The sequence below is a fragment of the Bacillus sp. GW821-FHT11D08 genome, from assembly GCF_058808515.1.
In genome coordinates this window covers 181856-206744 of sequence record NZ_JBXARS010000001.1, presented here as the reverse complement: position 1 = coordinate 206744, position 24889 = coordinate 181856, and the positions used below count along the sequence as shown (strand labels likewise).

General features: G+C 46.5%; 20 protein-coding genes. 11 read left to right on the top strand and 9 right to left on the bottom strand.

The features are described from left to right. Nucleotides 1–306 precede the first annotated feature (306 nt). Together AC1RRX_RS01085 and AC1RRX_RS01080 are read left to right on the top strand one after the other, a co-directional pair. On the top strand, nucleotides 307–1077 hold the full coding sequence (locus AC1RRX_RS01085; RefSeq protein ID WP_144463866.1) for a WecB/TagA/CpsF family glycosyltransferase: 771 nt from the start codon (nucleotides 307–309) through the stop codon (nucleotides 1075–1077). Nucleotides 1078–1109: 32 nt separating this feature from the next. Then, complete coding sequence (locus AC1RRX_RS01080) at nucleotides 1110–2276, top strand: CDP-glycerol--glycerophosphate glycerophosphotransferase (protein ID WP_007407502.1); 1167 nt, start codon at nucleotides 1110–1112, stop codon at nucleotides 2274–2276. Nucleotides 2277–2337: 61 nt separating this feature from the next. Here AC1RRX_RS01080 and AC1RRX_RS01075 read toward each other — a convergent pair whose 3' ends face one another. Both AC1RRX_RS01075 and manA read right to left on the bottom strand, forming a co-directional pair. Then, a complete protein-coding gene (locus tag AC1RRX_RS01075; RefSeq protein WP_108725271.1) occupies nucleotides 2338–4983 on the bottom strand; it encodes an N-acetylglucosaminidase in 2646 nt (881 codons plus the stop codon). A 140-nt stretch (nucleotides 4984–5123) separates the two neighbouring features. After that, nucleotides 5124–6074: a mannose-6-phosphate isomerase, class I gene (gene manA / locus AC1RRX_RS01070; RefSeq protein ID WP_108725270.1), complete on the bottom strand. Its 951-nt coding sequence runs from the start codon at nucleotides 6072–6074 to the stop codon at nucleotides 5124–5126. Nucleotides 6075–6294: 220 nt separating this feature from the next. On the opposite strand from manA, the gene gerBA reads away from it, so the two are divergent. From gerBA to AC1RRX_RS01055, 3 genes are read left to right on the top strand one after another with little or no spacing between them, the layout of a single operon-like run. Continuing rightward, the gene (gene gerBA / locus AC1RRX_RS01065) at nucleotides 6295–7746 is read left to right on the top strand and encodes a spore germination protein GerBA (RefSeq protein WP_007407505.1); all 1452 of its coding nucleotides are present in this window, start codon (nucleotides 6295–6297) and stop codon (nucleotides 7744–7746) included. 5 nt (nucleotides 7747–7751) lie between these two features. Next, nucleotides 7752–8858: a GerAB/ArcD/ProY family transporter gene (locus AC1RRX_RS01060; protein ID WP_015240707.1), complete on the top strand. Its 1107-nt coding sequence runs from the start codon at nucleotides 7752–7754 to the stop codon at nucleotides 8856–8858. Further along, nucleotides 8855–9985, top strand: coding sequence for a Ger(x)C family spore germination protein (locus AC1RRX_RS01055; protein WP_032867485.1), 1131 nt, complete (start codon nucleotides 8855–8857; stop codon nucleotides 9983–9985). The genes AC1RRX_RS01060 and AC1RRX_RS01055 overlap by 4 nt, the downstream gene beginning before the upstream one ends. A 3-nt stretch (nucleotides 9986–9988) precedes the next feature. Here the strand turns inward: AC1RRX_RS01055 and AC1RRX_RS01050 are convergent, their stop codons facing one another. Further along, nucleotides 9989–11401 (bottom strand): bifunctional glycosyltransferase family 2 protein/class I SAM-dependent methyltransferase, encoded by a 1413-nt coding sequence (locus AC1RRX_RS01050; protein ID WP_007407508.1) that lies wholly within the window; start codon nucleotides 11399–11401, stop codon nucleotides 9989–9991. A 92-nt stretch (nucleotides 11402–11493) separates the two neighbouring features. Continuing rightward, entirely contained in the window at nucleotides 11494–12870 is a 1377-nt protein-coding gene (locus AC1RRX_RS01045; RefSeq protein WP_032867483.1) for a sugar porter family MFS transporter, read from the bottom strand. Nucleotides 12871–13172: 302 nt separating this feature from the next. Between AC1RRX_RS01045 and AC1RRX_RS01040 the strand changes: the two genes are divergently transcribed. The 3 genes from AC1RRX_RS01040 (at nucleotide 13173) to AC1RRX_RS01030 (ending at nucleotide 16003) form a co-directional block, all read left to right on the top strand. Next, nucleotides 13173–14159 (top strand): LCP family protein, encoded by a 987-nt coding sequence (locus tag AC1RRX_RS01040; protein ID WP_012118595.1) that lies wholly within the window; start codon nucleotides 13173–13175, stop codon nucleotides 14157–14159. A gap of 155 nt (nucleotides 14160–14314) precedes the next feature. Beyond that, nucleotides 14315–15172, top strand: a complete 858-nt coding sequence (locus AC1RRX_RS01035; RefSeq protein WP_025285373.1) for a Cof-type HAD-IIB family hydrolase — start codon at nucleotides 14315–14317, stop codon at nucleotides 15170–15172. A 105-nt stretch (nucleotides 15173–15277) separates the two neighbouring features. Next, entirely contained in the window at nucleotides 15278–16003 is a 726-nt protein-coding gene (locus tag AC1RRX_RS01030; protein ID WP_108725269.1) for a sunset domain-containing protein, read from the top strand. Nucleotides 16004–16041: 38 nt separating this feature from the next. Here AC1RRX_RS01030 and AC1RRX_RS01025 read toward each other — a convergent pair whose 3' ends face one another. The 5 genes from AC1RRX_RS01025 to pgsB all read right to left on the bottom strand — a co-directional run bounded on the left by AC1RRX_RS01025 (nucleotide 16042) and on the right by pgsB (nucleotide 20409). Further along, entirely contained in the window at nucleotides 16042–17277 is a 1236-nt protein-coding gene (locus tag AC1RRX_RS01025) for a C40 family peptidase (RefSeq protein ID WP_108725268.1), read from the bottom strand. Between the two features lie 150 nt (nucleotides 17278–17427). After that, a complete protein-coding gene (edmS, locus tag AC1RRX_RS01020) occupies nucleotides 17428–17589 on the bottom strand; it encodes an extrachromosomal elements maintenance protein EdmS (RefSeq protein ID WP_003151344.1) in 162 nt (53 codons plus the stop codon). Between the two features lie 7 nt (nucleotides 17590–17596). Further along, entirely contained in the window at nucleotides 17597–18745 is a 1149-nt protein-coding gene (locus tag AC1RRX_RS01015; protein ID WP_007614174.1) for a CapA family protein, read from the bottom strand. Between the two features lie 18 nt (nucleotides 18746–18763). After that, nucleotides 18764–19213: a poly-gamma-glutamate biosynthesis protein PgsC gene (pgsC, locus tag AC1RRX_RS01010; protein WP_003151340.1), complete on the bottom strand. Its 450-nt coding sequence runs from the start codon at nucleotides 19211–19213 to the stop codon at nucleotides 18764–18766. A gap of 14 nt (nucleotides 19214–19227) precedes the next feature. After that, the gene (gene pgsB / locus AC1RRX_RS01005; RefSeq protein WP_003151337.1) at nucleotides 19228–20409 is read right to left on the bottom strand and encodes a poly-gamma-glutamate synthase PgsB; all 1182 of its coding nucleotides are present in this window, start codon (nucleotides 20407–20409) and stop codon (nucleotides 19228–19230) included. Between the two features lie 731 nt (nucleotides 20410–21140). On the opposite strand from pgsB, the gene AC1RRX_RS01000 reads away from it, so the two are divergent. The 3 genes from AC1RRX_RS01000 to AC1RRX_RS00990 are packed head-to-tail and all read left to right on the top strand — an operon-like array spanning nucleotide 21141 to nucleotide 24814. Further along, the gene (locus AC1RRX_RS01000) at nucleotides 21141–22610 is read left to right on the top strand and encodes a spore germination protein (RefSeq protein WP_023357161.1); all 1470 of its coding nucleotides are present in this window, start codon (nucleotides 21141–21143) and stop codon (nucleotides 22608–22610) included. After that, nucleotides 22600–23691 carry a GerAB/ArcD/ProY family transporter gene (locus tag AC1RRX_RS00995; RefSeq protein ID WP_031379309.1) on the top strand — a complete coding sequence of 364 codons (1092 nt, stop codon included), beginning with the start codon at nucleotides 22600–22602 and terminating at the stop codon, nucleotides 23689–23691. Before AC1RRX_RS01000 ends, AC1RRX_RS00995 begins: the two co-directional genes overlap by 11 nt. Then, complete coding sequence (locus AC1RRX_RS00990; protein WP_144463865.1) at nucleotides 23681–24814, top strand: Ger(x)C family spore germination protein; 1134 nt, start codon at nucleotides 23681–23683, stop codon at nucleotides 24812–24814. The genes AC1RRX_RS00995 and AC1RRX_RS00990 overlap by 11 nt, the downstream gene beginning before the upstream one ends. The last annotated feature ends 75 nt before the right edge of the window (nucleotides 24815–24889 follow it).

Below are 24889 nucleotides of genomic sequence, written 5' to 3'. Positions count from 1 at the left end.
GAAATGCTGCGCAGCTGTATCCTTAATCACTAAAGTGCCAATTTCGTACTCATGGAACCTCATTATATCACATAGCCCTGAAAAGGTTAAGCCAATGTAAAATGAAGTTACATTCCACTTATTAACAAATGTTATTACAATAGGAGTTTAGCAGGGTTTTTGCGCGTATGATTAAAGAAATTGTTATCTTATTTATATTTTTGTAAAACTATTGTTAAGTTTATCTGAAGGTATTATGTTAAAATAAAGCTTAGCCTAATTCACGAAAAAGTGAAAGAAAATCCCGTACAAAAAGGAGGACGGCAGATGCAGACTGAAATGGTGCACAACCTTTCTTACGTTAATGGAAATTTACAGGAGTTTATTTCATATTTAGACACTTATTATATCGCACAAAAGCAAGGAGCCGTCATTGCGACGGTCAATCCTGAGATCGGATACGCTGCGGCGAAAGACAAAGGTTATCATCAAGTCATTTCTTCCGCGGATTTCGTCCTGCCGGATGGTATCGGCGTCGTGTTAATGTCACGTTTGACGCAGCACCCGCTGAAATCAAGAATTGCGGGATTCGATGTGTTTCTTGCGCTGCTCGGCCTCGCAAACCGGCAGTCTAAAAAAATATTTTTATACGGAGCTAAACAAGACGTGCTTGACGCCGTTTTGAACCGGATCAGCAAAGAGTATCCGAATATTGAGGTTGTCGGAGCCAGCAACGGTTATGAAGCGGATAAACGCTTCGTCGCCAAACAGATTTCCCGGGCGAAACCCGATCTCGTGTTTGTCGCCTTAGGATATCCCCATCAGGAACAATTTATTTATGAATACAAACATCTTTTCCCTCAAGCTGTATCGATCGGTTTGGGCGGAAGCTTTGATGTGTTCAGCGGAACGGTGAAACGCGCCCCTGAATGGATGATCAAAACGAATCTGGAATGGCTGTACAGACTGGTGACGAATCCGTGGAGATGGAAAAGGATGCTGAACATTCCGAAGTATGCTTTTACCGTTTTGAGAAATAATAAATCAAATAAAAGCCTGTATTCCAAGCAGGAAGAAGATCAAACGAAACAGCTTTAAACAAATAAAACAGCAAAAGAGATTGGTAATCTATGAACTTGCGATCTTTATTCGCCGCTTTTTATTCTATATATCTGTCTGTTCTCGGCGTTTTGTTCAAGCCTGTAAAGCCCAAGAACCATCTGACCCTGCTGGTATCTTTTGAAGAGAATGCGCAGGCTCTCATCCGTTCTTACAAAGCGCACGCTGAATCGCTTTCTTATGAAATGACGGTTTTGTATACGAGACATGCCGTCAGTCTGAAAAAAGAGCTGGAAGGTATCGGCTCTTTTTATCTGAACGAAAAACATCCGCTGCATCTTTTGAAGGCTGTTTTGATCCTTTTTAAGAGCAAAGCGGTGATAACGGATAACTATTTCCTCATGACAAGCGTCTTAAACCGCCGGCCGCAAACGACATGCATTCAGGTGTGGCATGCGAACGGCTCTTTGAAAAAGTTCGGCCTTGAGGATGTGACGAATCAAAACCGTCCGGCATCAGATATCAGCCGGTTTAAAAAAGTGTACCGCTCGTTTGACTTTGTCACCGTCGGTTCAGACGCGATGGCTGACGTTTTTAAAAAGTCGTTCGGCATACGGGACGGCCAGCTGTTAAAAACGGGTGTCCCCCTGACTGACGTCTATTATGAAGAACACAAGCCCGAACTGAAGCACAAATGGCCGAAAAAAATCATCCTGTACGCACCGACATTCAGGGATTATGATATGCAATCCTTTCGGCTGCCATTCACCGAAGAACAGCTCACAAACGCGTTAAACGGAGAGTATATGCTGCTTGTAAAGCTTCACCCTGCCGTTTTGCATCAGATTTCGGCTTCGTTTGAAAGCGAACTGATCAAGAACGTGTCTGACATGCGTCTTCATGATCTCTTGAAAGCGGCTGATATTTTAATTACGGATTACTCTTCCGTGCCTTTTGAATTCGCGCTCTTAAATAAACCGATTTTCTTTTTCACATATGATCTGGAGGAATATGATCGAAAACGCGGTTTAATCGACAATTATACTTCCGTCATTCCCGGAAAGGCTTGTCATGACAGCGAAGCCCTTCTGGAGGAAATGACGAAAAAGCCATTTCGTGCAGAAGAAATGAAGCGGTTCTCAGACAAATGGAATATGTATTCAGATGGGAATTCGAGTGAAGCGTTATTGAAATTTGCGGAAACAAAAATGAAGAATTGTGCTGAAGCACCTGCCTGAATCCGACGGCGGGTGTTTTTTGCATGAAGAAAGGGCTGAAGCATACACTTCAGCCCTTTTTTTATACTTTCATATACACGGGAACATCATAGTAAAGCGTATAGTCATCCAGCAGTGAGTATAAGCTGTACATGCGGTTTACCTGCTTATACGCCCAGCCGATGTCTGTCGCATATTGATGGGCCGCGGCTGGAGACCATCTCATTTTATACAGCGTATCCTGCTCGTATGAAGGATTGTGAATATAAGACGCACCGATAAATTGGGCTCCGCCGATAATCGCGGCTTCCGGTGTAAACCAGCCTTGATTATACGCGTATTGTGCGCCGTAGTAATTCGGGTTGCTGTCATAAGCCCCGATGCCGTACATGTTGTAAACCTTTTTACCATTATACATAATGCCGTTCGCAAGCTCTGACGTGCCATTGCCCGTTTCAAGCAAAGCATGCGAAATCAAATACACTTCATTGATGCTGTATTTGCCGGCGGCTGTAATAAAGGCCTGGCCTTTCCCTGTCAGTATTCCTTTATTGACCAGCACTTTTTGATTCAGTTCCGATGCGTTCAGTCCGGCTGTCTGAGAGAGCTTCAGAAATTGAAAGTAATACTTGCTGTCTTGTGCGAAGTGAGCCGGATTGACATACTGCCCGACTTCGTCACTGCTGGCGTTTCTCCAGCCCATGCTGAGTTTGGCCCAGCCGTTTGTCTGGCCTGTGATGCTGACTTTATCGCCTTTTTTCAACTGCCCGATAATATTGCCGGAGCTGACTTCCGGGGTTGACCGGACGTTCAGGACGTCGGCTGTGACCGTTCCGGAGGCCGTATTGATGTACGTAAGTGATGCATAAGCCGCGGCATCAGTCTGCGGGCTGACTGTCATTTGTTTTTTGACCATATCTGCCAGCGAGATGTTGTAATTGGTATTCATGATTTGCGGTCCGTTTTTTATTTTCAAAATAGCCATCGTCCATCCGTACAGCTTTTTCAGCTTTTGGGAGGCGGCGTCCGCTGACTGCGCTCCCGTGAATTGATCGCGAATGCGGAGTTCATAAACCGGATGGCTTTCACTCGTATAGCCGGCCTGTAATTGTTTGGCGCTGAAAAAGCTCATGCTTTTATTTAAAACGGTTTTACTGCTGAATGTATCGGTTTTGATGACGTACTGTGCAGAGCCGGTTTTCCCCGTCTCCTTCACAGTGCCGGCCGCTTTGTTTTGCTTGAAAAAAGCAGTCACGCGGTCAATGTCTTCCCTTTTAAGCAGCGGTGCCGTTTCAATTCTGAATTGTGTATACGCTGCTTCACCTGTTTTCTGTGCGGAGGCGGATACTTTTTTCCCTTTGAAAAAGTCCAGCGAACGATTGATCTTTGCCGTATCAAGCAGTGATTCGGTTGTGACTTGGTACGTTGTGTCCGTCTGCTTGGATATCGTTTTTGAAATGGCAGTCAGTTTATATCCCGCCAGCAGATTCAATCCTTTTTTTATCCTCGACTGGTCTGCCGTCTGCTGAGAAAGCAGCTGATATTCGTTTTCTGCTGTTTTTCCCGCCGCGGTTCTTGCCGTCTTTACACGCTGCTGGCGGAAAAACGCCTCCGTTTGATCTGCCTTTGCAGCGGTAAGCTGCCCTGCCGTGATCCGATAAACGGACACTGATGCTGTCTTTTTGACAGGCGATGCGTCGCAATGCCATTTTTTCTTTTTAAAGAAAGCTTGAACACTTTGCAGCTGCTTAGCCGTCAGTCCGCTCATCGCGACCGTGTAATTATTTTTCTTGCCGGCTTTTTGATAGCTTCCGCTCACACCCGTATTCTTCTTGATTTGGGTGATAGCATTTTGTACGGCGCTTACTCCGTTAAAATATCCTGACTGCACGTTGTACACGGTTGCTGTTTTGCTATGGGCATACTTTTGAACATTCCCTTTGACGCCCGTTTTCTGCTGCAGCTGTTTCGCTAAACCTGCCGCATCATTTGCATTTGAAATGTCAGAGGCTGTCACGGTGATATTCGGACTGGCCTTTGCCGTGACTTTCAGCGACGCCTGCAATCCTGTTTCCTTTTGAAAATCAGTTTGGATTTGAGCGGCTTTTTGATCGCCGGAGATTGTTCCTGATTGGATCTGAAACCGGGCTGTTTCCCGTTTGATCTGACGGTATGACGCTTTCACGCCCGTCTGCTTCGTCAACGCTTGCGAGAGCGCTTTTGCGTCCGCTTCGGCCGCCATCTCAGCAGTCACGACCTGCATGTACGGCTGTTTTGTCCCCGCCGGCTTGACGGCGCCGGTCACGCCCGTTTTTTTCGTCAGTTCGGCAAGAAGATTTTTCGTCTGCCGCTCGTCTGATAGAACGCCTGATGTGACGGTCACGTACGGCTGTTTGCTTCCGCTTGCGCTGTAAGTGCCGGACACGCCCGTCTGCTTCGTAAAATCTTTCAGCACGGTTTTCGCATCCGTTTCATCTTGTAATCCTGAAGCTGAGATTTGATAAGTGAGCGGCGTATTTCCGGCTTTCTTTGCGTCAGCCTGCCACCCCGTATCCTTTTTCAATTTCGCTGCCGCTTGAAGCGCCTCGTTCTCAGAAGCAAATTGCTGCTTCGTTTCCAGCTCGTAAACGGAGTAGTCGCTGTATGCGGCCTCAGCGGGCTGTGCAATGGTGCAAAAGACAAGGAAAACGGCGGACAATAACATAGGTGCAACGAATCTCTTTTTCATTCCTTCTCCTCTTTCTGATTCAATTGGTTTCTATCAAACTAGTTTATTTATCGGCCGGCCTTCTTCATTTTTACAGAGAGAAATCACCCAATTTTCCAAATAAAAAAAACTTAATCCCAGAGCTGGGATTAAGTTTGGTTTTATATATGAGAAACGATGAGCGTGCAATCTCCGTTTATCGTAAAGTCAGGCATCTGATCCGGCAGTATGAAATGCGCGCCTTTTTCAAGCTTGGCGGACTTGCCTTCACAGATGATGGAGCCGCTTCCTTCTGTGACGCTGCACAGCATAAACGGAGCGTCCTGGGTCATTTCCGCCGTCCCGCTGATATCCCATTTGTATACAGAAAAATATTCTCCCTGCACAAAGGTTTTGATGGTGACGCCTTTTCTCGTTTCAGTTGATTCATCTAAAAATCCGTCCACATGAGGAACGGTGGCGGCGTTGACGGCATCGCGGATATGCAGCTCACGCGCCTGGCCGTTTTGATCTGTACGCCCGTAATCATATATCCGGTAGGCGGCCTCTGAATTCTGCTGTGTTTCAAGCACGAGCGCCCCCGCGCAAATGGCATGGATGGTTCCGCTCGGCACATAATAAAAATCGCCGGGTTTGATTTTCACACGGCGCAGCAGGCCTTCCCAGTCACCGCTGTTAATCATGGTGACAAGTTCCGCTTTCGAACGGGCCGTGTGACCGTATATGATTTCCGCATTTTCTTTACAGTCAATAATGTACCAGCACTCAGACTTCCCCGTTTCACCCTGTCCATGCTCCTCGGCGTCATAATCGTCAGGATGGACTTTAACGGACTGATGATGTTTGACGTCCAGTATTTTCGTCAGCAGCGGAAACCGGTCCCCTTCCGTTCCGCCGAATAATTCTCTATGCTGATCCCACAGTTCCATCAAGGTTTTCCCTTGATACGGACCGCTTTTGACCGTGCTCATTCCGTGCGGATGGGCTGATATCGCCCAGCATTCGCCGGTTGTTTCTGAAGGTATGTCATATCCGAATCGTTCGCGTAATAACGTGCCGCCCCATAGTTTTTCTTTACATACAGGCTGTAAAAAAATCGGCTCTTGCGTCATGTTCGTTCCCCTCCCCTTAAAAAGCGGCTCATATCCCATTCCCCCTGTGTCTTTTTTAAAACACGGAGGGAGCCGCGGTTAAAAACAATATGTATAAAATGGCTGACCTGCTCATTATACCATTCGGATGGGGCGGAATGCTCAGTCATTTCCTATTCCAGAATAAAATGCCTTGTTTGTCGCAAATTAAAATAACTGATGGAAAAAGGGGGGGAACATTGTGACGATACATGCGGAGCTCGGCAAAAACCTTGAAGTGCTGAAAAAACGGTTCGGCCAAAGCGATGACATGATGTTTTATTCGTTTACGTACGGAAACGGCAAATGTGACGCCTGTCTTATCTATATAGACGGACTGACCGACAATCAATTGCTTGCGGAATATATTATTTCACCCGTGCAGGCGGCCGCCCGGCATCAAGAGGAACCGGCTGAAACACCGCCGTCATCCATCTCTTTCGGCTATCGTCATACCCGGCTTTCTTCACTTAAGGACGCGGAGGCAGACATTTTCTCCGGCAAATCGGTTTTGCTGGCGGAGGGGTGGGAGGAAGCTCTTTCGTTTGAGACGGAAACATTTAAAATGCGTGATATTGAAGAACCGTCTTCAGAAGTGCTTGAACGGGGGCCGAGGATAGGTTTTGTCGAAAAGCTTCGGACGAACACGGCGCTTTTGCGCGAGCAGTCCGGTGATCCCAACCTCCAGATCAAAGAGATCACACTCGGCGAACGGACAAAAAAGCGGATCGCCGTTGCCTACATTCGGGATATTGCCCCTGATGATGTTGTAAAAGAAGTGATGAAAAGACTGGAGTCCATCACCATTGACGACATTCCCGAATCAGGAGCGATCGAGCAGCTTATTGAAGATAACACGTATTCTATTTTCCCGACCGTCTTGACGACCGAACGGCCCGACCGGGTTATGGGCGCTCTTTTGGAAGGAAGGGTTTCCATTCTTGTAGATGGAACGCCTTTTACCCTTTTGGTGCCGGCTACCGTTGATGAATTTATCCACTCCCCTGACGATTATAATCAGCGGTGGGTTCCGGTTACCTTTCTCAGGCTGCTTCGGTATACATGCATTTTAATCACGATTTATTTACCCGGCCTTTACATATCGCTCGTTACGTTTCACACGGGGCTCTTACCGACGAGAATGGCGGTTACGATTGCCGGAAGCAGATTGAATGTCCCGTTCCCTCCTTTTGTTGAAGCGTTCATCATGATTTTTACGATCGAGATGATCAGAGAAGCCGGACTCAGGCTGCCGAAGCCGATCGGACAGACGATCGGCCTGATCGGGGGCGTGGTGATCGGACAGGCCGCCGTTCAGGCGAATATTGTCAGCGCGATGATGGTCATTGTCGTATCCGTTACGGCGTTGGCTTCTTTTACGGCGCCCTCCTATGCGTTCAATTTTCCGCTGAGGCTCATCCGTATTTTTTCAATGATTCTGTCGGCGATATTAGGTTTATACGGACTGATCATGTGCTATCTGCTTGTCATCGGCCATCTGATGCGCCTGAAAAGCTTCGGTCAGGACTATCTTATTCCGATCATGGCGCAGCCTGGCCAAGACTTAAAAGATACGATCGTCAGACTGCCGACGCCTCTTTTGAAAAAACGGCCGACCAGAAAAGAGACGAAAGATAAAATCAAGCAAAGGTGATCCCCATGAAAAAACCGGAAGACAAGCTGTCGTTTATGCAGACACTTCTCATGGTAAGCGGAACAATGATCGGAGCGGGCGTGTTAACACTGCCGCGCTCCGCCGCAACAGCGGACAGTCCGAGCGGATGGATCATTATTCTTGTGCAGAGTGTCGTGTTTATCGGCATCGTCCTGCTCTTTATGCCGTTTTTGCAGAAAAACAGCGGGGAAACCATTTATGAGCTGAATCAAAGCATCATGGGCCGCGCTATCGGTTCTCTTCTGAATTTATTCATCAGCTGTTATTTTGTCGTCACCGTCTGTTTTCAAGCCCGTTTTCTCGGTGAAGTCATCAATTACTTTTTACTGAAAAATACGCCGATGGGTGTCGTCATATTCATCTTTCTGGCGGTCGGCATTTACCATGTGACCGGCGGGGTCTATCCCATTTCAAAGCTTTATGCCTATCTGTTTCCGATTGCGATCGTCATTCTGATTACGCTGCTCATATTCAGTTTGAGACTTTTTAAGCTGGATTTCGTCCGCCCGGTCATGGAAGGAGGCTACAAAAGCTTTTTTGAGCTGTTTCCGCGGACCCTTCTGTATTTTTCGGGACTTGAGGTGATTCTTTATCTGGTGCCGTTTATGAAAAACCCGAAGCAGGCGAAAAAGGCGGCTGTCTTCGGCATCGCAGGCGCGAGCATTTTTTACAGCTTTACGCTGCTTGTCGTCATCGGCTGTATGTCGGTCGCTGAAGCCAAAACGGTGACGTATCCGACCATTTCCCTGATTCATGCCTTGGAAATCCGGGGCATTTTCATAGAGCGGTTTGATATCTTTCTTTTAATTACGTGGACATGCCAGCAGTTCACCTGTATGCTCGGTTCTTTTAAAGGAGCGCATCTCGGATTAAACACCATTTTCAAACTGAAAAATAAAAACAATGCCTGGCTGCTGGGAGGCTTATTGGCAGTGACATTCGGCCTTTCAATGTACCCCGATGATATCAACAGTGTGTTTGCATTCGCGAATATTCTCGGATATGCGTTTTTTGCCGTCATTATGATTCCTTTTCTCATCTGGTTTGTCAGCTGGATGAAAAAAATAGCCGGGAGGAAAAAGACGTCATGACACTTTTCATAAAATGGGCGGCGGCGCTTTTCATACTGATGACGCTTTCAGGATGCTGGGACGCGAAGGAAGTCGAAAAGCTGTCTTTCGCCCGGGGGCTGGCGATAGACGAGACGAGTGACCGCCGATATAAATTAACCTATCAAAACCTGCTGCCCCAAAGCGAAAACAGCCAGGCTTCCGGCCGGCCCGTGTTTGTCAATGTGACGACGCGGGGGGATACCATTCTTGAAGCCGTCAGTGAAGTCGCTTTAAAAGATCCGCCTGTTTACAGCGATCACTTAAAAGTGCTGATATTCAGCGACAAATTGCTGGCCGACCAAAATATACTGCAGATGATGAATCATTTTATCCGCGATGATGAATTACGGCGGAGCAGCTATCTCTTCGCGGCAAGAGGAAAAGCGTCCGATATTCTGACGGAGCCGACGCCGAATCAGCAGCAGCCCATGGCCGCGGAAAAGCTGATCGACCTTACGAACAACGGCGGCTACAACGGGAAGATTTTAAAACCGCTCCGAATCGGGAGAGCTTCGATTTACTGCCATAATAAACTCAGTTTTCTCATTCAGGCCGTCAGCAATCAAAAAGGAAAAACGGTGTATGACGGAGCGGCCATTATCAAAAACGCAAAACAAAACAGATTGGCGGGCTTTCTGTCATCATACGAAATACAGAGCCTGAATTGGCTGATGGGGACGATACGGGGCGGCGTGCTGCCCGCTTTGGATAAAGGGGGGCACCCGATTACCTTCGAGATCAAAAAATCAACATCCGCCATCACTCCCAGGCTGAAAAACGGGAAGCTGTCATTTCATGTAGCGGTAAAAACAAAAGGACTTTTGTCAGAGGACCAATATGCCGGAGAAGATTCATTCGATCAGCACTATTTAAACGGGCTGGAAAAGATTTTCGAAAAAAAACTGAAAAGCGATGTGAAAGAAGTCATCGATAAGCTGCAGAATCAATATGAAACGGACCCTGTATTCTTTTCTGACAGAGTCCGCATTCAATATCCCGACTATTGGAAGAAAGTAAAGCATCATTGGGATGAGACCTTCTCCGAAGCGGCCTTTGACTATGATGTTTCCATTCAGATTACCAACTTCGGAACGATGGGACGGTAGCCTTCAGCCTGTTTTTTCGACACGGAGGAGAATCTGATAAATCCGGCTTTGTTCGGGCAGCTGTATCACCGGAAATTGCATCGATTGCGCCATTCGTGTGATTTCCTGTAAAAACAGCTGCACCCGCTCATCCACGTGAACATACGTATAGGACTGCTTTTTCACAGCAAATGTCTCTTCCGGAAAGAGCGTGCGCACCGTCTGCGGCGTAAAAAACCGTAAGTGGGTGCGGTCGAGAATGCCGGCGTCTCTGTATGTCCAGTCACCGAGCAGAAGCGGAAACAGCGCTTCGGCGTGGGAAATATTCGGAATGCTGCAAACGATTGATCCGGCAGGCGACAAATAGGATGAGTACGTTTCAATGACGCGCCACGGGTCTTTTAAGTGCTCAAGGATGTCGGCGAAAATGATGCAATCAAAAAAACCCTCCGGATAAGGCAGCTTCACTTCTTCGACATCTTCCTGCAGAACCGCTTCATAGTGTCCTTTTGCCGCTTGCGCCGCCAGCGGGTGCAGTTCTATTCCGTACAGTTCGCAAGGCTGTCTGTTTTGAAGTTCCAGCCCCGTAGCCCCCGCGCCGCAGCCGACATCAAGTATCCGTTTCGCCTCCCGGGGAACGAGCTCCGCAATTTCCGGTCTCGGATGAGTAAAGTACGTAAAATCAGTGCCCCATTTTTCCGTAAAACGCTGGCGGTTCTCCGAATATAACTGATTGATATTGATATCCTGATTAGCCGTAAACGTCGCGTGCCCGTGGTGATGCACAAAGGCATCGAGGGCGATGTGCAGGCTGTAGCCTTTTTGCAGGGCGCGCAGACATAGGTCATCATCTTCAAAAGAACCGTATCCGAATTGTTCATCGAACGGGCCGATGTCTTCAATGACGCTTCTTTTCACCAGAAGACAGAAACCGACAAGGCGCAGCACCCGCTTTGTATGATGCTTTTCCCGTGCGCAATATGCCTCCGCGAATGGCTCCAGCTCATCAAGCGATTGATACGCGTCGTGGATCATTTGCGCGCCGCTGACATAGTTGCTGACGGGCCCGACCATACCGGTTTTTTCAGATTGATACAGCACCCTCAGCATGGAGGTGAGCCAATTTTTCGTGACCATCGTATCGTTGTTCAGAAACAGCAGATTTTCTCCCCCTGCCGCTTCGATTCCCTGGTTGCACCCCTTGGCGAACCCGAGGTTTTTTTCATTTAGGATGACTTTGACGTCAGGCAGATTTGATATGTATTCTCTCGTTCCGTCTGAGGAACCGTTGTCAACTATAATCAGTTCAATCTTATCTTTGTCGGTGTATCGTTCAATGCTGGCCAGACATTTTTTCGTCAGCTCAAGTTCATTATATGTAAGGATAATAATACTCGTTTTCACCGGCATCCCCGCCTTTATCGTGACTTTATACAACGTATGACATATCCCCGTCATTTATGTGACCGGGCGCCCGCACGGCATCCGTTTTTAGGGGCCGGTGAATAACCGCCCCCTAAAACTGAATATTACGGATGAACTGTCCGCCGATTTGATTCTGATCCCGAGCCTCCGTTACGGCTTTTCAGATCCTGCTCAATTTCTTCAAGGCTTTTCCCCTTCGTCTCGGTCACTTTAAACCGGACGAACAGGAATGCCAGTATCCCGATCGCGGCATAAATGAGAAATAAATAGCTGATGCCGACTGCTTCCATTAACATCGGATAGGTTAATGAGACAATCAATGTTCCGGCATGCAGCATTAAAGTGGAGACACCCGTCCCGATACCCCGGACATGCAGCGGGAATAATTCAGGAAGCATGACCCACACAGCAGGCCCCCAGCTGACCGCAAATACAATGATAAACAGGCCTAAACAAATCACCGTTGTCCATGATGCGGCTGCTGAATGTTCAAAGAAAAGATTGACCGCGGCCAATACGAGCAGACTGATGACCATGCCCGCATTTCCGGCCAGCAGCAGCGGCTTCCGGCCAATTTTATCAATGACTTTAATAGCCGCAAGCGTCATGATGACATTGACGGCGCCGATTCCGACCGTTCCCAATATAGACGCGGAATTGCCGAACCCCACACTGGTAAATGTTTTAGGGGCGTAATAAATAATTGTATTTGTCCCGATGAATTGCTGCAAAAAGGCAAGTCCGAGGCCGGCAATCAGCGCGGGTCTCACCCACGGCTCAAACAATTCTTTCAAGCCGCCTTCGTTTTCCTTTTCCGCTTCTTTCATCTGATCAATCTCATCATCAATATTCTTCGTTCCCCGCAATGATGAAAGGATTTCTCTTGCTTTCTTTTCTTTGCCGATCGTAAACAGCCAGCGCGGGCTTTCCGGCATAAATAAGATTCCGATCAGCAGAATGACTGACGGCACAACCGCAAGTCCAAGCATCCAGCGCCAAGCGCCTGCATCGGCAAATATATAGTTCACGATATAAGAAACGAGGATTCCGACCGTAATCATCAGCTGATTCAGCGAAGAAAGCGCCCCTCGTTTATGCTTCGGAGCCAGCTCCGATAAATAGAGCGGAACGATCGTTGTAGATGTTCCGACAGCCAGTCCGAGAATGATCCGGAAAAGAACCATCACCTCTGTATTCGGGGCAAAAGCGACTCCTAAACCGCCTATACAAAACAGCAGCGCCGCTCCCATGATGGCCTTCCGCCTGCCGAACCGGTCGGTCAGTTTGCCGGCGAATCCCGATCCGAGAATCGCCCCCGCCAATAACGAACTGACGACGAGGCCTTCTGTAAAGGCGTTCAGTCCCAGTTCTTTTTTCATAAATAAAATAGCTCCGGAAATGACTCCGGTATCATATCCGTATAACGCGCCGCCGAGTGCGCCGAAAAAATAGAGCCATTTATTCGAGTGTATGCTTTTCATGTTATAGACTCCCTTCATCCAACGCTGTATCCGCGCGGAATTGTTCTACTGCTTCTTTTGCCTGTTTCCGTCCGTTTCAAACCTTCCGCACCGTTAATATCCATTATTTTACTAATTATTTTTTACAAAGCGACGAAACATTTCCCGCTTCCTGCCGTCCAATATAATGTGAACCTGATGCAAAAATAACAGTAGATGTTGTCGAAATAGAGAGAAAGATTTGGAATTTTCTCATTTGCAGAGTTGCTCCAAGTCAACAATTATGGTACGCTTCACAAAGAATAGAAACGAGAGGTAATGATATGGAAGAACGATCTCAACGCAGAAAAAAGAAAAGACGCCTCAGAAAATGGGTGAAATTTGTACTGGTATTCGCCGCTTTCTTATTGGTGATCGCCGGTTCCGTCGGCACCTACGCATTTGTGAAATTGAATAATGCGACCAAAGAAGCGCACGTCAGCCTTGACCGCGGCGACCAGTCCGTAAAACGGATCAAAGAATTTGACCCGAAGAAGGATTCTTTCACCGTATTGCTTTTAGGAATAGACGCCCGTGACAATAAGGGCGAATCAGTAGATGACGCAAGAAGTGACGCCAACGTGCTCGTCACCTTCAACCGGAAAAAGAAAACAGCGACGATGCTCAGCATTCCGCGGGATTCCTATGTCAACATCCCGGGACACGGCTATGATAAATTCGCGCACGCACATGCTTACGGCGGTTATAATTTAACTTATAAAACAGTAGAAAACATGCTTGATATTCCGGTAGATTATGTGGTTGAGAGCAACTTCGACGCGTTCCGCGATGTCGTCAATGAGTTGAACGGCGTTACGGTAAATGTGAAAAGCCAGAAAATTGCCGATCGTATTAAAGTCGATACAAAAGGAAAAGTCGTGCTGAAGCCGGGCGTCCAGACGCTTGACGGTGAGCAGGCACTGGCTTATGTAAGAACACGCAAAGCGGACACCGATCTGATGCGCGGACAAAGACAGATGGAAGTGCTGAGCGCCATTATTAAAAAATCTAAATCGTTAAGCTCGATCCCATCTTATGACGATATCGTCGACAGCTTAGGGAAAAACTTAAAAATGAACTTATCTCTTAATGACGCCATCGGTCTGTTTCCGTTTATCACATCGCTGAAATCGGTGGATTCTTTGCAGCTGACAGGTTCAGACAGCTATATTTACACTCCTCAGTACGGCAAAAATATTTATTACTTCAAGCTGAATGAGGAAAACCTTCAAGAAGTAAAAACAAAATTAAAAAATGATTTAGACGCGTAAGACGTCACGGCGGGGTTTTAGAAACCCCGCCGTTTTTCTGTTGAAAAAAAGGACATGAAGGTATAGCCTTTTAACTGAAGGCTTTCTGCTGATTTCGCACAAAGCTGAACATACTACATGAAGCAGCTTTATTTTTAAGGAGGGCATCCATACATATGAAATTGATAGCCATTGACTTAGACGGCACATTACTGAACTCGGACAGTGTGATTTCTCCGGAAAACAGAGCGGCTTTACAAAGAGCGGATGAAGCGGGCATTCTCGTGGCCATCTGCACGGGCAGAGCCACGTTTGATGTAAAAGCGCTCTTGAAGGATTTAGATATTCCGATCATTGCGGCAAACGGCGGGACAGTCCATGACAAAGGATACCGCTCCGTCAGCCGGCTCTTAATGGATCAGCAGGCCGGGAAGGATATCGCCGCTTATTTAACGGACAAAGACATTTACTTTGAGGTCTATACAGATGATCATCTGCTGTCCCCATTTGACGGCGAGTCCAAACTGCAGGCAGAACTGGATATTCTGAAAAGCGCCAATCCCAAGGAAGATATTCAGACATTATGGGAGGGCGCAAAGACGCAGTTCAAACAATTCGGCATTAAACCCGTACAGGATATACAGGCGATTTTTAACGGAGACGAACATGTTTACAAGCTTCTTTGTTTCTCTTTTGATATGGAAAAACTGAGAAACGCCAAAGAAGAAATTACACATCATCCGAAATTATCCCAGACATCTTCCGGAAAACACATTATCGAAATCCTCCCTGCCGGTTCCGGAAAGGGACGTGCTCTGACGGAGCTTGCCTCACTGTACGGAATTGAAAAACAGGATATTTACGCCATCGGCGACAGCCCGAATGATTTCTCCATGTTTGAAGCGGCGGGAAACCGCATCGCCATGGGCAATGCGATTGATGAACTGAAGGAAAAAAGCACGTATATTACAAAAAGCAACGATGAAAACGGCGTCGCATATTTCATCAACCGGCTTCTCGACAACGATCAATAAAAGGAAAAAGCCAGGTCTTTCACGGCCTGGCTTTTCACGTTTTCCAAAAAAGAAATTCCCAAAAATGAAAATAAATTGTAAGATAAAGAAAAAAGGAGTTTCATGATGTCGAATGCAATCGCTATTATAGGATGTTTAGCTTTTCTCTGCGCAGTCGGATACGGAATATTCCACCTCATATGCAAAGCTGCCAAAAAAGAAAAACGTTTTTCAAAAAAGCTGTTTTGGCCCCTTCTCATCGGCGGATTTATCCTGCTTCTGACCGGCGCCTCCCTCGCAGAGCCGGACGCCTCGGCCGTGAAGGCAGAGGAGAAATACAGCACCCTTGATACCGCTTATCAAAAATTGACGAAGGAACACCAGGCGCTTGAGAAAAAATATGAAAGCATCAGTGCCGCGGCCGAAAAGGAGAAATCCGAAGCCGAAGCCGGCAATGAAGAAAAACTCAGCAAACTCAGCCAAGAGATAAGTGAGCTGAAAAAAACAAACAAATCACTCAAACAAGACAATGAGAAATTAAAAAATTCACAAAAGAAGCTCGAAAAGACCGCGGAAACGCTTCAGTCAGAAAATAAAACTTTAAAGCGGCAGAAAGCAGAAACAAAAACATCCGAAAACGCGGAAACGGCGCAAAACAACGCCCCTTCCTCCGGCGGACATGCCGAAACGAAAGCAGCCGACACCTCACAGGGATGCGACATTAAAGGCAGCCGGAACGGCATTTATCACACGCCGGGAAGTACATACTACGACCGGACGACAGATCCCGCGGAAATGTTCTGTTCCGTAGAGGATGCGGTAGCAGCCGGATACAGAGCGCCGAAACGGTAAAAGAAAAAGACGTCAGAGACACTCTCTGACGTCTATTTTTACGGAAGCCGGATGCCGCCCGCATATTTGTCCTTCCAATAAGCGCTTGTGTTCATATTTGTTATGGTAACGCCTGCGGACACGGTGACATGAATCACTTGTCCGCTCCCGATATAAATGGCCGGATTCAGGCTTTCCGCTTTAAAGAAGACCAGATCGCCGGGCTTCAGATCTTGTTTATCGACCGGAACGCCCGCCTGCATCTGCTTGTCCGCATAACGCGGCAGGCTGATTCCTTTCGCTTTTTGATAGATGTATTGAACAAATCCCGCCGTATCAAAGCCGGTTTCCGGTGAAACGCCGCCTTTCAGATAAGAAATTCCGATATGATCGGCCGCTGTGGACACAACGGGATTTTCTTTAGAAATGGCTAAATTGCTGAATCGGCGCACACCTGTAAAATGTTTTTTCCAGTAATCTTCCGACAAGTAAGAAATGGTGACTTTTTCGGAGCGGCTTGCTTGGATGAACCTTCCCTCTCCCGCATAAATGCCCGCATGGGAAATTCCTTTTTTATACGTGTCGCTGAAATAAATCACGTCCCCGGGCTTTATGCCGCTCAGTTTAATTTTCTCACCGACCAGCCACTGCTGTTCCGCTGATCTAGGCAGGTAAATGTGAAGCTTGTTTTCAAAAACATATTGGACCAGCCCCGAACAGTCGAATCCCTCCTCAGGCGTGCTTCCGCCGAATACATACGGAATGTCGAGGTAACGGGCTGCCTCCTGAACGATCGGGTCATCAGCCAGTTCCGGATCTTTTGTAATCCGCTTTGCGCCAAGATATAAATTCATCCAATAACTGCTTTTTTGAAACCGTGTGACGGTTACGCCTTCTGACGGAGAACTGTGTATCATCTCTCCGTTTCCGATATAAAGACCGTCATGGACGGGTGCGTTTTGTGTTGAATCTGACTTTTTGAAAAACACAAGATCTCCCGGTAAAAGGTCATTTTCTTTGACGGCGGTTCCAACCTTCCATTGATCACTGACCGTTCTCGGCAGATGGATGTTCTGTCTGCTGAAAAGATAATGAATCAATCCGGACGGATCAAAACCGTCCTCAGGCTCTTCGCCTCCGTAAACATATTTATTTCCGACAAGTTTTTGCGCGTCTGAAACCATCAGGACAGAAACTTGAGAATCCGCTTCAGCAATTTCCGTTCTCGTTACTGCGGGTGCCACAAGACAAATCATAAGGCCGGCAAGGATGTACTTCCTCCAGCTTGTGAGCATGTTTTCTATTCACTCTCCTCATTTTTAGTAGTTTTTACATCGGTAACTTTTAACAAATGTTTAGGAGAGCACACAAAAAAAGAATGCCCGATATGGGCATTCTTTACTGGAATCGGAACAAACAATATGCCGGCAAGCGGAATCATGCGCTTATTTTGCGCCCGCTGTGTCCTCTTGCTGAATCTTTTGCATTTCCGTGTCAATTTTTTGTTTTTCCTGATCTGTGAGCTGATCATTGTATTTAAACGCTGACATAAACATAAATACCATAATGATCGCGGCAAACGGCCATCCCGCTTTAATGATTTTCATTTGTTTTTCACTCCGCTTTCTTTTTTAAGATATCGCTGTGATCCACATCAAACGTTAATTTTCCATCCTTGACGCTCCAATCGAAATTCGATTCTTTCGTCAGTTCACGTACGATCGTTTTATGATTGATGCTGCCTTTTTTAACCGGTGCAGGTGTTGCTTCATGAATATTCATCGGCGTGACTTCAAAGCGTCCCGTGCCGTTTTTCTGCAGATGATATTGAACAAGCGCCGTGTCTCTCGTTCTTGTCCACCCCTGGTCGAATACGAAGTTGCCCAGGCTGTAGAAAATAACAGTGCCGTGGTACATTTCGATCGGTTCTAGCACGTGCGGATGGTGTCCGACGATAATATCCGCTCCGGCATCTGACATTGCTCTTGCCAATTGGCGCTGTCTGTCATTCGGATCATTATCGTATTCCTGTCCCCAGTGTGTTTGAACAATGACAAGATCGGCTTTCTTTTTGGCTTTAGAAATCATCGGAATAAACAGCTCTGGATCGGCCGGAAGCACACCCGGCGCATTTCGTTTAGCTGCAAAGCCTTTTCCGGAAACATCAGTGAAACCCAGTGTTGCGATTTTGATTCCGTTTACATCTTGATAAGAAATGTTCTGCTCGGCTTCCTTCAGCGTGAGGCCCGCGCCGACAAGTTCAAGATTTTGCTTTGAAAACTCTTCAACCGTATCCCGCATTCCTTGAGGGCCGTAATCCATCGCATGGTTGTTGGCTGCCGTGAGAACGGTGAAATTCATGTCCTTCAATACTTTTACGGCATCTTTGTTTGACTGAAGGTGGATATTTTTTTCTGCTTCTTTGTAGTTCTTTTTATATGTAACCGGGTTTTCAAAGTTCCCCGACACATAGTCGGATGCTTCGAAGAATGGCTTTGCGTAACGGAAGACACTCTCCGTGCCTTTATGCTTTGTCACTTTCTCGACATTCCGGCCCATCATAATATCTCCGACGAATGAGGCTGATACAAGGTCATCGGCATTTCTTTTCACACTCGGCGTTTCCGCCTTCCCTGTCAGGATGCAGACGAACATCAGGCAAAAGACGATCGGCAGCGCGATAAAAACGTGAAGATTGGTCTTCTTTTTCTGCTGTTTGGTCAGCTTCAGCAGTTTTTCTTGAAAGCTTAATTGTTTTTTCATCGTTTGACACACCTTACATTAGATTAAGTAGTAAGCAAACATAATGGCAAAAGTTGCGCCGCTTAAGAACAGCGTGCTGGCAAATGTAATCGTTAATCCCTGTTTCTGAATGGTATTGGCGATCAGACCCGGTACGATGATACCGATTCCTCGGAATTCTGATATCTCAAACGGTACGATCGGGTAAAGGAAATCAAGGGCGATTTTTAAGCAGATTCCCGTTATCAGCATAGCTGCGAATTTTCTGCGTCCGTACAAAATCATAAATCTGGATAAACCGTATTTGACGATCACGTATGTAAGAAGACTCACTAACAATACGAGTAAAATAAAGACCGGCTGGTTAAAAACGAGCCCTAAATAACCCGGCACGACTAAACCGGCAGGTACGATACCTGTTTTTTCCGCGAAAATTAAACTGATTAACACGCCTAAAATAAGTGAGATGTATAAATCTGATCCGAACATTTATCCTTTTCCTCCTAGCTAACGAGCTGTTTCACCTTATACTCTTGAATTTTTTCAATTAATGGTTCCGCTGAACCGTGGATATTGCCCACGCCATATATGACACGGTTTTGCATTCTTGTTTTCAGCACGTCCATGATTTCGTCTGTTGATTTATATTCCAGATCGTGCAATGTATCGGCAGGAATCTTGCCTTCTTCATAAGCTCTGACGATCGGTTCTGTCGTCTCGCCGATGAGTATGAGTTCCTTCGTTTTAATGTACGGAAGCACGTCGTTTGCGAACTGAATCGTTCTGTCCACACGGTCGGCGCGGCAGTTCATGATAACGATCGGTTCATCTGTCGGGTAGCCGATTTCCTTTACACGTTTCCATATATTTAAAGTAGAAGATGCATCATTTGCGGCAAAGCCGTTTACGAAATGACCGGGCTCCTTCGTGCTGAGCAGCGGCAGGATTCTCATGGCGCCAGGATCAGGCGGCGCATTCAGCATTCCTTTAAACGCCGTTTCTTCATCTATCCCAAGAGCCTGGGCAACGCCGAGCGCAAGGGAAGCGTTATCAGGAAAGACCATATATTCAAATTTTCGAAGGTATTCATCTGTAATTTTAGAGTTATCCGCAATAATGACCTCGGTATTCCGCTCTGCGGCTTTTTCTTTAAAGAAGTCTGTGTATTCACTGTCTGTAATGACAAGGTGACCGTTATACGGTATCGTCGCGGTAAATGCTTCAGCGATTTCATCAAGCGTCGGCCCCATGACGTCCATATGGTCTTCAAGCACATTCACGATGACGCCGATGTTGGCTTGAAGGAGTTCTTCCTGAAAGATAATCTGATAATCCGGGTTTACCGCCATACATTCACTGACAATGGCATTGGCGCCCCGTTCTACGGTTTCCTTCATTACTTCTTTTTGCTCGCCGATATTCGGACCCTGCGGTTTCCGTTTGATCGGTTTCTCCTCAGGTGTATCCCAATAGATCATCCTTGCATCTGTTCCCGTCGTTTTTCCGACTGTTTTGTAGCCCGCCTCCATCAGTATTCCGGTCGTCAGCCTCGTTACGGTTGACTTTCCGCGGATACCATTAATATTGACGCGTACTGGCAGAGCATCGATATTCTTCTGATGCCGCCTTTTTTCAATGATTCCGATGATTAGTACGGCAGCACAGGCTATAATGAGTAACCACATTGATTTTTGACATCTCCTTCTGTATTGATAAATTCATTCATCAGTATATAGCTTCACTATGAATTCTCAATCGGCATTATGTAACATAATCTTCCCGCTTTCACTGAGCCAAACTTCTCTATTAGTGACGCTATTCTTCCTATTATCGAATTGCTTTTTTTGGGAATAGGCAGGACTTCAACCTTACTTCAATTTTTCAAAAGAAAAATGAATGCGTTTACATTTTCACACAGAAATTCATTTGGACCAATGGAACTATTCGCGTTCCGGAAGAAAAAGATGTAATGATAATCCATCTTTTCCAGCCCGTTTGTATCAGCGTTTTTCGCACTGCGCATACGTTTCGGGACTCTCTGTCCGCTGTGTGCAGACTGCCTGTTTTGTTAAGGATAAGGTCTTAAAGTCATTCATTTTTCCCCCGTATCCTGCTTTCAGTCCCATTCCAAAATAACTAGCGGAATGACTGGTACATGACAGAAAAAGACGGGTCCGGAGTGTTTACAAGAAATACACATTTTATATGCGGAAAGCCTTTCTCCTTTTAAACCATTTACAGGACGTTTATCACTCTTTTGAAATAATTTTAATAAATCTTTATATTCGTTCAAGAAATATTCATCCATAATTGTGAAGTTCTTGGTAAAACATCGAGGAACTCCTCTATTTTATAAAATGCATAAAAAAGGAATACCCGCTGAAAACTACAGATAACCGGGGAAGGAGGCGGTCTGATGTCTGCGGATAAACAAAACAAACGGATTCCCGGCGATTTTGAATCGGCTGTACGGGAAATGCAGGAGCTGATGTGTGTTTGCGGTGATTTTAAAATACGAAGGATCAAACTGCAGGACCGTCATACCGCTTTCTTTTATATTGAACAAATGATAGAAGAACAGAAGCTGAATGAGTTTCTGTTAAGCGACACCCTGCAGAACGGCCCGCTTGAGGAAACGATGAATGCCGTCAGCAGTGCGGAAACGGATGAAACCAGAAAACTCATTGACGGGATTTTGGCCGGCCAGGTTGTTTTTCTCAGCGATGCATCAAGGAAAGCGAAGCTGTTTTCTGTCGGGCAGAATCCGCTGCGTTCCATTATGGAACCCGAATCTGAAAGTATCGTCCGCGGCGCCCATGACGGGTTTGTGGAAAGTTTGGAAACGAACATTCATCAGCTGCGGTTTCACATACAGGACCGCCATCTCTCCGTTCATTATATGGATATCGGGGAAAGAGCCAAATCAAAGGTTGCGGTTATCTTTGTTGAGAATATCGCCAATCCGGAGATTGTCGAGGAAGTGAAGCGGCGCCTGTCATACTTGCGTATAGACAGCGTGCTTGCGCCCGGGATTATCGAGGAATCAATAGAAGATAATTCGTTTTCCATTTTTCCGCAGATCATTCATACGGAACGGCCGGATAAAGCAAAAGCATGCGTGATGGAAGGCTGTGTACTGATCATGATGGACGGGAGTCCGTCGGCTTTGATTGCGCCGATCACATTCTTTTCCTTTTTTCAATCTCCGGACGACTACAGCACGAGATGGATTTCCGCCAGTTTTTTAAGAGTGCTGAGATTTTTCGCCTTTATGATCGCGATTACGCTGCCCGCTTTTTATATCGCGCTGATTGCGTTTCATTTTGAAGTCATTCCCAACGATCTGATTATCACCATGAAAAATTCGATTGTTGATATTCCCTTTCCCCCGCTGATAGAAGCCATGATTATGGAAATTACGATTGAACTGATCCGCGAAGCCGGTATCAGGCTGCCGAGACCGATCAGTCAGACGATCGGCATTGTCGGCGGTCTCGTGATCGGTGACGCAGTCGTTCAGGCGGGACTCATTTCTAATATGATGATTATCGTCGTAGCCGTTACGGCTGTTTCTTCTTTTGTGCTTCCTTCATATGAAATGAGCACGTCCATCCGAACGCTCAGATTTCCGCTTATGTTTCTGGCATCCTCGTTCGGTTTTATCGGCATCGCACTCGGCTTCGGGCTTATTCTGATGAACCTGTGCAAGCTTGAATCACTCGGCGTTCCTTATTTATCATCGTTGACGCCGTTTCATTTCAGTGACTTGAAGGATGCATTTATCCGGCTGCCGGCTTGGTTTATTAAAAGAAGGCCTTTTTATTTGAGACCGCAAGACTCAAAGCAGATGAAACATGTTCGGGGGTGGAGAAAAGATGAAGCCTAAAAAAATCAGCCGGCTTCAAGGCGTGTTTTTCATTAATCAGACGCAGATCAGCATCGGCATTTTGGCGCTGCCCCATTTACTGATGATGAAATCGGGAAGCAGCGGATGGATTTCCATTCTGCTTACCGGATTGCTCGTCCAGCTTACATTCAGCCTGTATATGATATTATTTCACCGGTTTCCGAAGCTGAACCTGTACGAAATGCTGGAGGAGGTGTTCGGAACACTTGCCGGTAAAGGGGTGCAGGTGCTGTATATTTTATATTTCGCGTTTCTCTGCACGCTCATTCTTTCTGTATTTACACGGATATTGGATATCTGGGTGCTCCCTCAGACTCCGAATTGGGTGATCAGCTTAATGCTGATCCTCGGTTCTGTCTATATCGCCCAGGCTCCGCTGAATGCGATCGCCAGGTTCAGCTTTATTTTAACGCCGTTTTTGCTGCTGATCTCTCTGCCGCTTTTATACACGCTGGGAAAAGCCGATATCACATACATTATGCCGATTTTTCACGGAACCGCAAAAGACATGCTTACCGGGGTGCAGCAAACACTTGTCAGCATTACCGGCTTTCAGGCGGCGCTCGTGATCGGGCCCCTAATCAACTGCACCGTCAGCCAGCGCTACAAAATACTGACGATTTCAAACATCTTGATTATCCTTTATTACCTGTATATCACCCTTACTTGCTTTGTCACAATCAGCCCCGAAGAAATAAAAATGATCCCGGAGCCTGTGCTGTACCTGTTAAAAACCGTTTCATTCAGAATTATCGAACGGACGGATCTGCTCTTTTTGACGTTTTGGTTCGTGACCGTCTTTTCAACGCTGGCCAACGTGTTTTACTTGGCAAGCACCGGCATTGCCAAGCTGTTCAATCAAAAAGATCACAGCCGGTTTGTTTATCCGCTGGCCCTGCTCGTCTTCCTTCTGTCTATTTGGGCCACAAGCACAGATAAAACGATACAGCAGCTGGATCAGTTTTTCCGCATTTCCGATATTGTGTTTGTGTATTTGTTTCCGCTGTTTATGGTATTGATTGTCCTTGTACGCAAAAAGGGTGTCCGCCATGCGCATTAAAAAAGCGGTTCTTATCAGTCTCATGTGCGCAAGTCTGACACTTGCGGGCTGCTGGGATCAAAATTTGCTGAAAGATATTTCTCTCGTGCTGACCGCAAGCCTTGATGTTGATCAAGACGGTAAAAATAAAATCGCCATCACCTATCGGAAGGTTCAGTCCTCCCAGGCGGAACAGGAAACGGGCGGCTCATTCATTACGACGGTGCTCAGCGCTTCCGGGCACACCATCCGTGAAGCGCGGTTTCAATTGGATAAGCTTGTCGATCAGCGCATTGACACGTCCAAGCAAAGAGTCTTGTTAATCGGTGAGAAAATGGCGGAAAAACCGCTTTTTCCTTATCTCGATGTCTTTTACAGAGATCCGAAAAGCCCGCTTCTCGCTCATCCGGCGGTTGTAAAAGACGGCGAGGCGATTGAAGTGCTGAAGCTGATCGTCCGGCAGAAATTGATCGTCAGCAAGTATTTAACGAATTTATTAACAAGCGCTAATGCGGAATCAAATATCAGCATGGAAAATTTGCAATCCATCCGTTCAAGCATGCTGACGGCTGATAAGGATTTCGCCCTTCCTTATTTATCGATTAACGGACAGACGATAAAGGTAGAGGGTTCTGCCCTGTTCAGCGGCCAGCGGAAAGTGACTGAGGTGCTCGGTCAGGATTCGACCCTCCTGACCCTTTTAAGCGGGCAATTTAATAAATCGGCTAATATTAATCTGAAGCTGTGGGACAAATACAAAATGGATATTGAAAATTATCTTTCTCTCGGCATCACGGATGCCACGCGAAAGATTGTATTTATAGATACAGATCCGCAGCATATAAAAGTGAAAATCCGTTTAAAACTGAATGCACGCGTCTTGGAATATCCAAAGGACAAGCTGAATTCTTATACGGCAATCGACCAAATGAACAAACAAGCCTCAGCAAATTTGAACAGCCAGGCCAGATCGGTGATCAGCCATATTCAGGAGCACAACTCGGATATCCTCGGCATCGGCCGGAAATATCAAACCCATTATTATGAGCGGGGCAAGCGGCTCAATTGGCGTGAGGTCTATCCTTCCATCGAGATCGTCCCTGATATCAAAGTGAATATCTCACAAATCGGCATCGTGAACTAAAAGAGACCCCGGTCTCTTTTTTTGTTGCCAACCGAAATGATTCGTGTTACTCTTTTTATGTAAACGGTTACATAG

Bases quoted from the DNA above. Each gene is read 5' to 3' on its own strand.
- edmS (WP_003151344.1), bottom strand. From the start codon at position 17,589: ATGAAAATCATTAAAGCGGGATGGCCGTTTGCCGCGATCATTATGGTA.
- AC1RRX_RS01030 (WP_108725269.1), top strand. From the start codon at position 15,278: ATGTCGAATGCAATCGCTATTATAGGATGTTTAGCTTTTCTCTGCGCA.
- AC1RRX_RS01015 (WP_007614174.1), bottom strand. From the start codon at position 18,745: ATGAAAAAACAATTAAGCTTTCAAGAAAAACTGCTGAAGCTGACCAAA.
- pgsC (WP_003151340.1), bottom strand. From the start codon at position 19,213: ATGTTCGGATCAGATTTATACATCTCACTTATTTTAGGCGTGTTAATC.
- pgsB (WP_003151337.1), bottom strand. From the start codon at position 20,409: ATGTGGTTACTCATTATAGCCTGTGCTGCCGTACTAATCATCGGAATC.
- AC1RRX_RS01035 (WP_025285373.1), top strand. From the start codon at position 14,315: ATGAAATTGATAGCCATTGACTTAGACGGCACATTACTGAACTCGGAC.
- manA (WP_108725270.1), bottom strand. From the start codon at position 6,074: ATGACGCAAGAGCCGATTTTTTTACAGCCTGTATGTAAAGAAAAACTA.
- AC1RRX_RS00995 (WP_031379309.1), top strand. From the start codon at position 22,600: ATGAAGCCTAAAAAAATCAGCCGGCTTCAAGGCGTGTTTTTCATTAAT.
- AC1RRX_RS00990 (WP_144463865.1), top strand. From the start codon at position 23,681: ATGCGCATTAAAAAAGCGGTTCTTATCAGTCTCATGTGCGCAAGTCTG.
- AC1RRX_RS01060 (WP_015240707.1), top strand. From the start codon at position 7,752: ATGAAAAAACCGGAAGACAAGCTGTCGTTTATGCAGACACTTCTCATG.
- AC1RRX_RS01080 (WP_007407502.1), top strand. From the start codon at position 1,110: ATGAACTTGCGATCTTTATTCGCCGCTTTTTATTCTATATATCTGTCT.
- AC1RRX_RS01000 (WP_023357161.1), top strand. From the start codon at position 21,141: ATGTCTGCGGATAAACAAAACAAACGGATTCCCGGCGATTTTGAATCG.
- AC1RRX_RS01055 (WP_032867485.1), top strand. From the start codon at position 8,855: ATGACACTTTTCATAAAATGGGCGGCGGCGCTTTTCATACTGATGACG.
- AC1RRX_RS01075 (WP_108725271.1), bottom strand. From the start codon at position 4,983: ATGAAAAAGAGATTCGTTGCACCTATGTTATTGTCCGCCGTTTTCCTT.
- AC1RRX_RS01040 (WP_012118595.1), top strand. From the start codon at position 13,173: ATGGAAGAACGATCTCAACGCAGAAAAAAGAAAAGACGCCTCAGAAAA.
- AC1RRX_RS01025 (WP_108725268.1), bottom strand. From the start codon at position 17,277: ATGCTCACAAGCTGGAGGAAGTACATCCTTGCCGGCCTTATGATTTGT.
- AC1RRX_RS01045 (WP_032867483.1), bottom strand. From the start codon at position 12,870: ATGAAAAGCATACACTCGAATAAATGGCTCTATTTTTTCGGCGCACTC.
- AC1RRX_RS01085 (WP_144463866.1), top strand. From the start codon at position 307: ATGCAGACTGAAATGGTGCACAACCTTTCTTACGTTAATGGAAATTTA.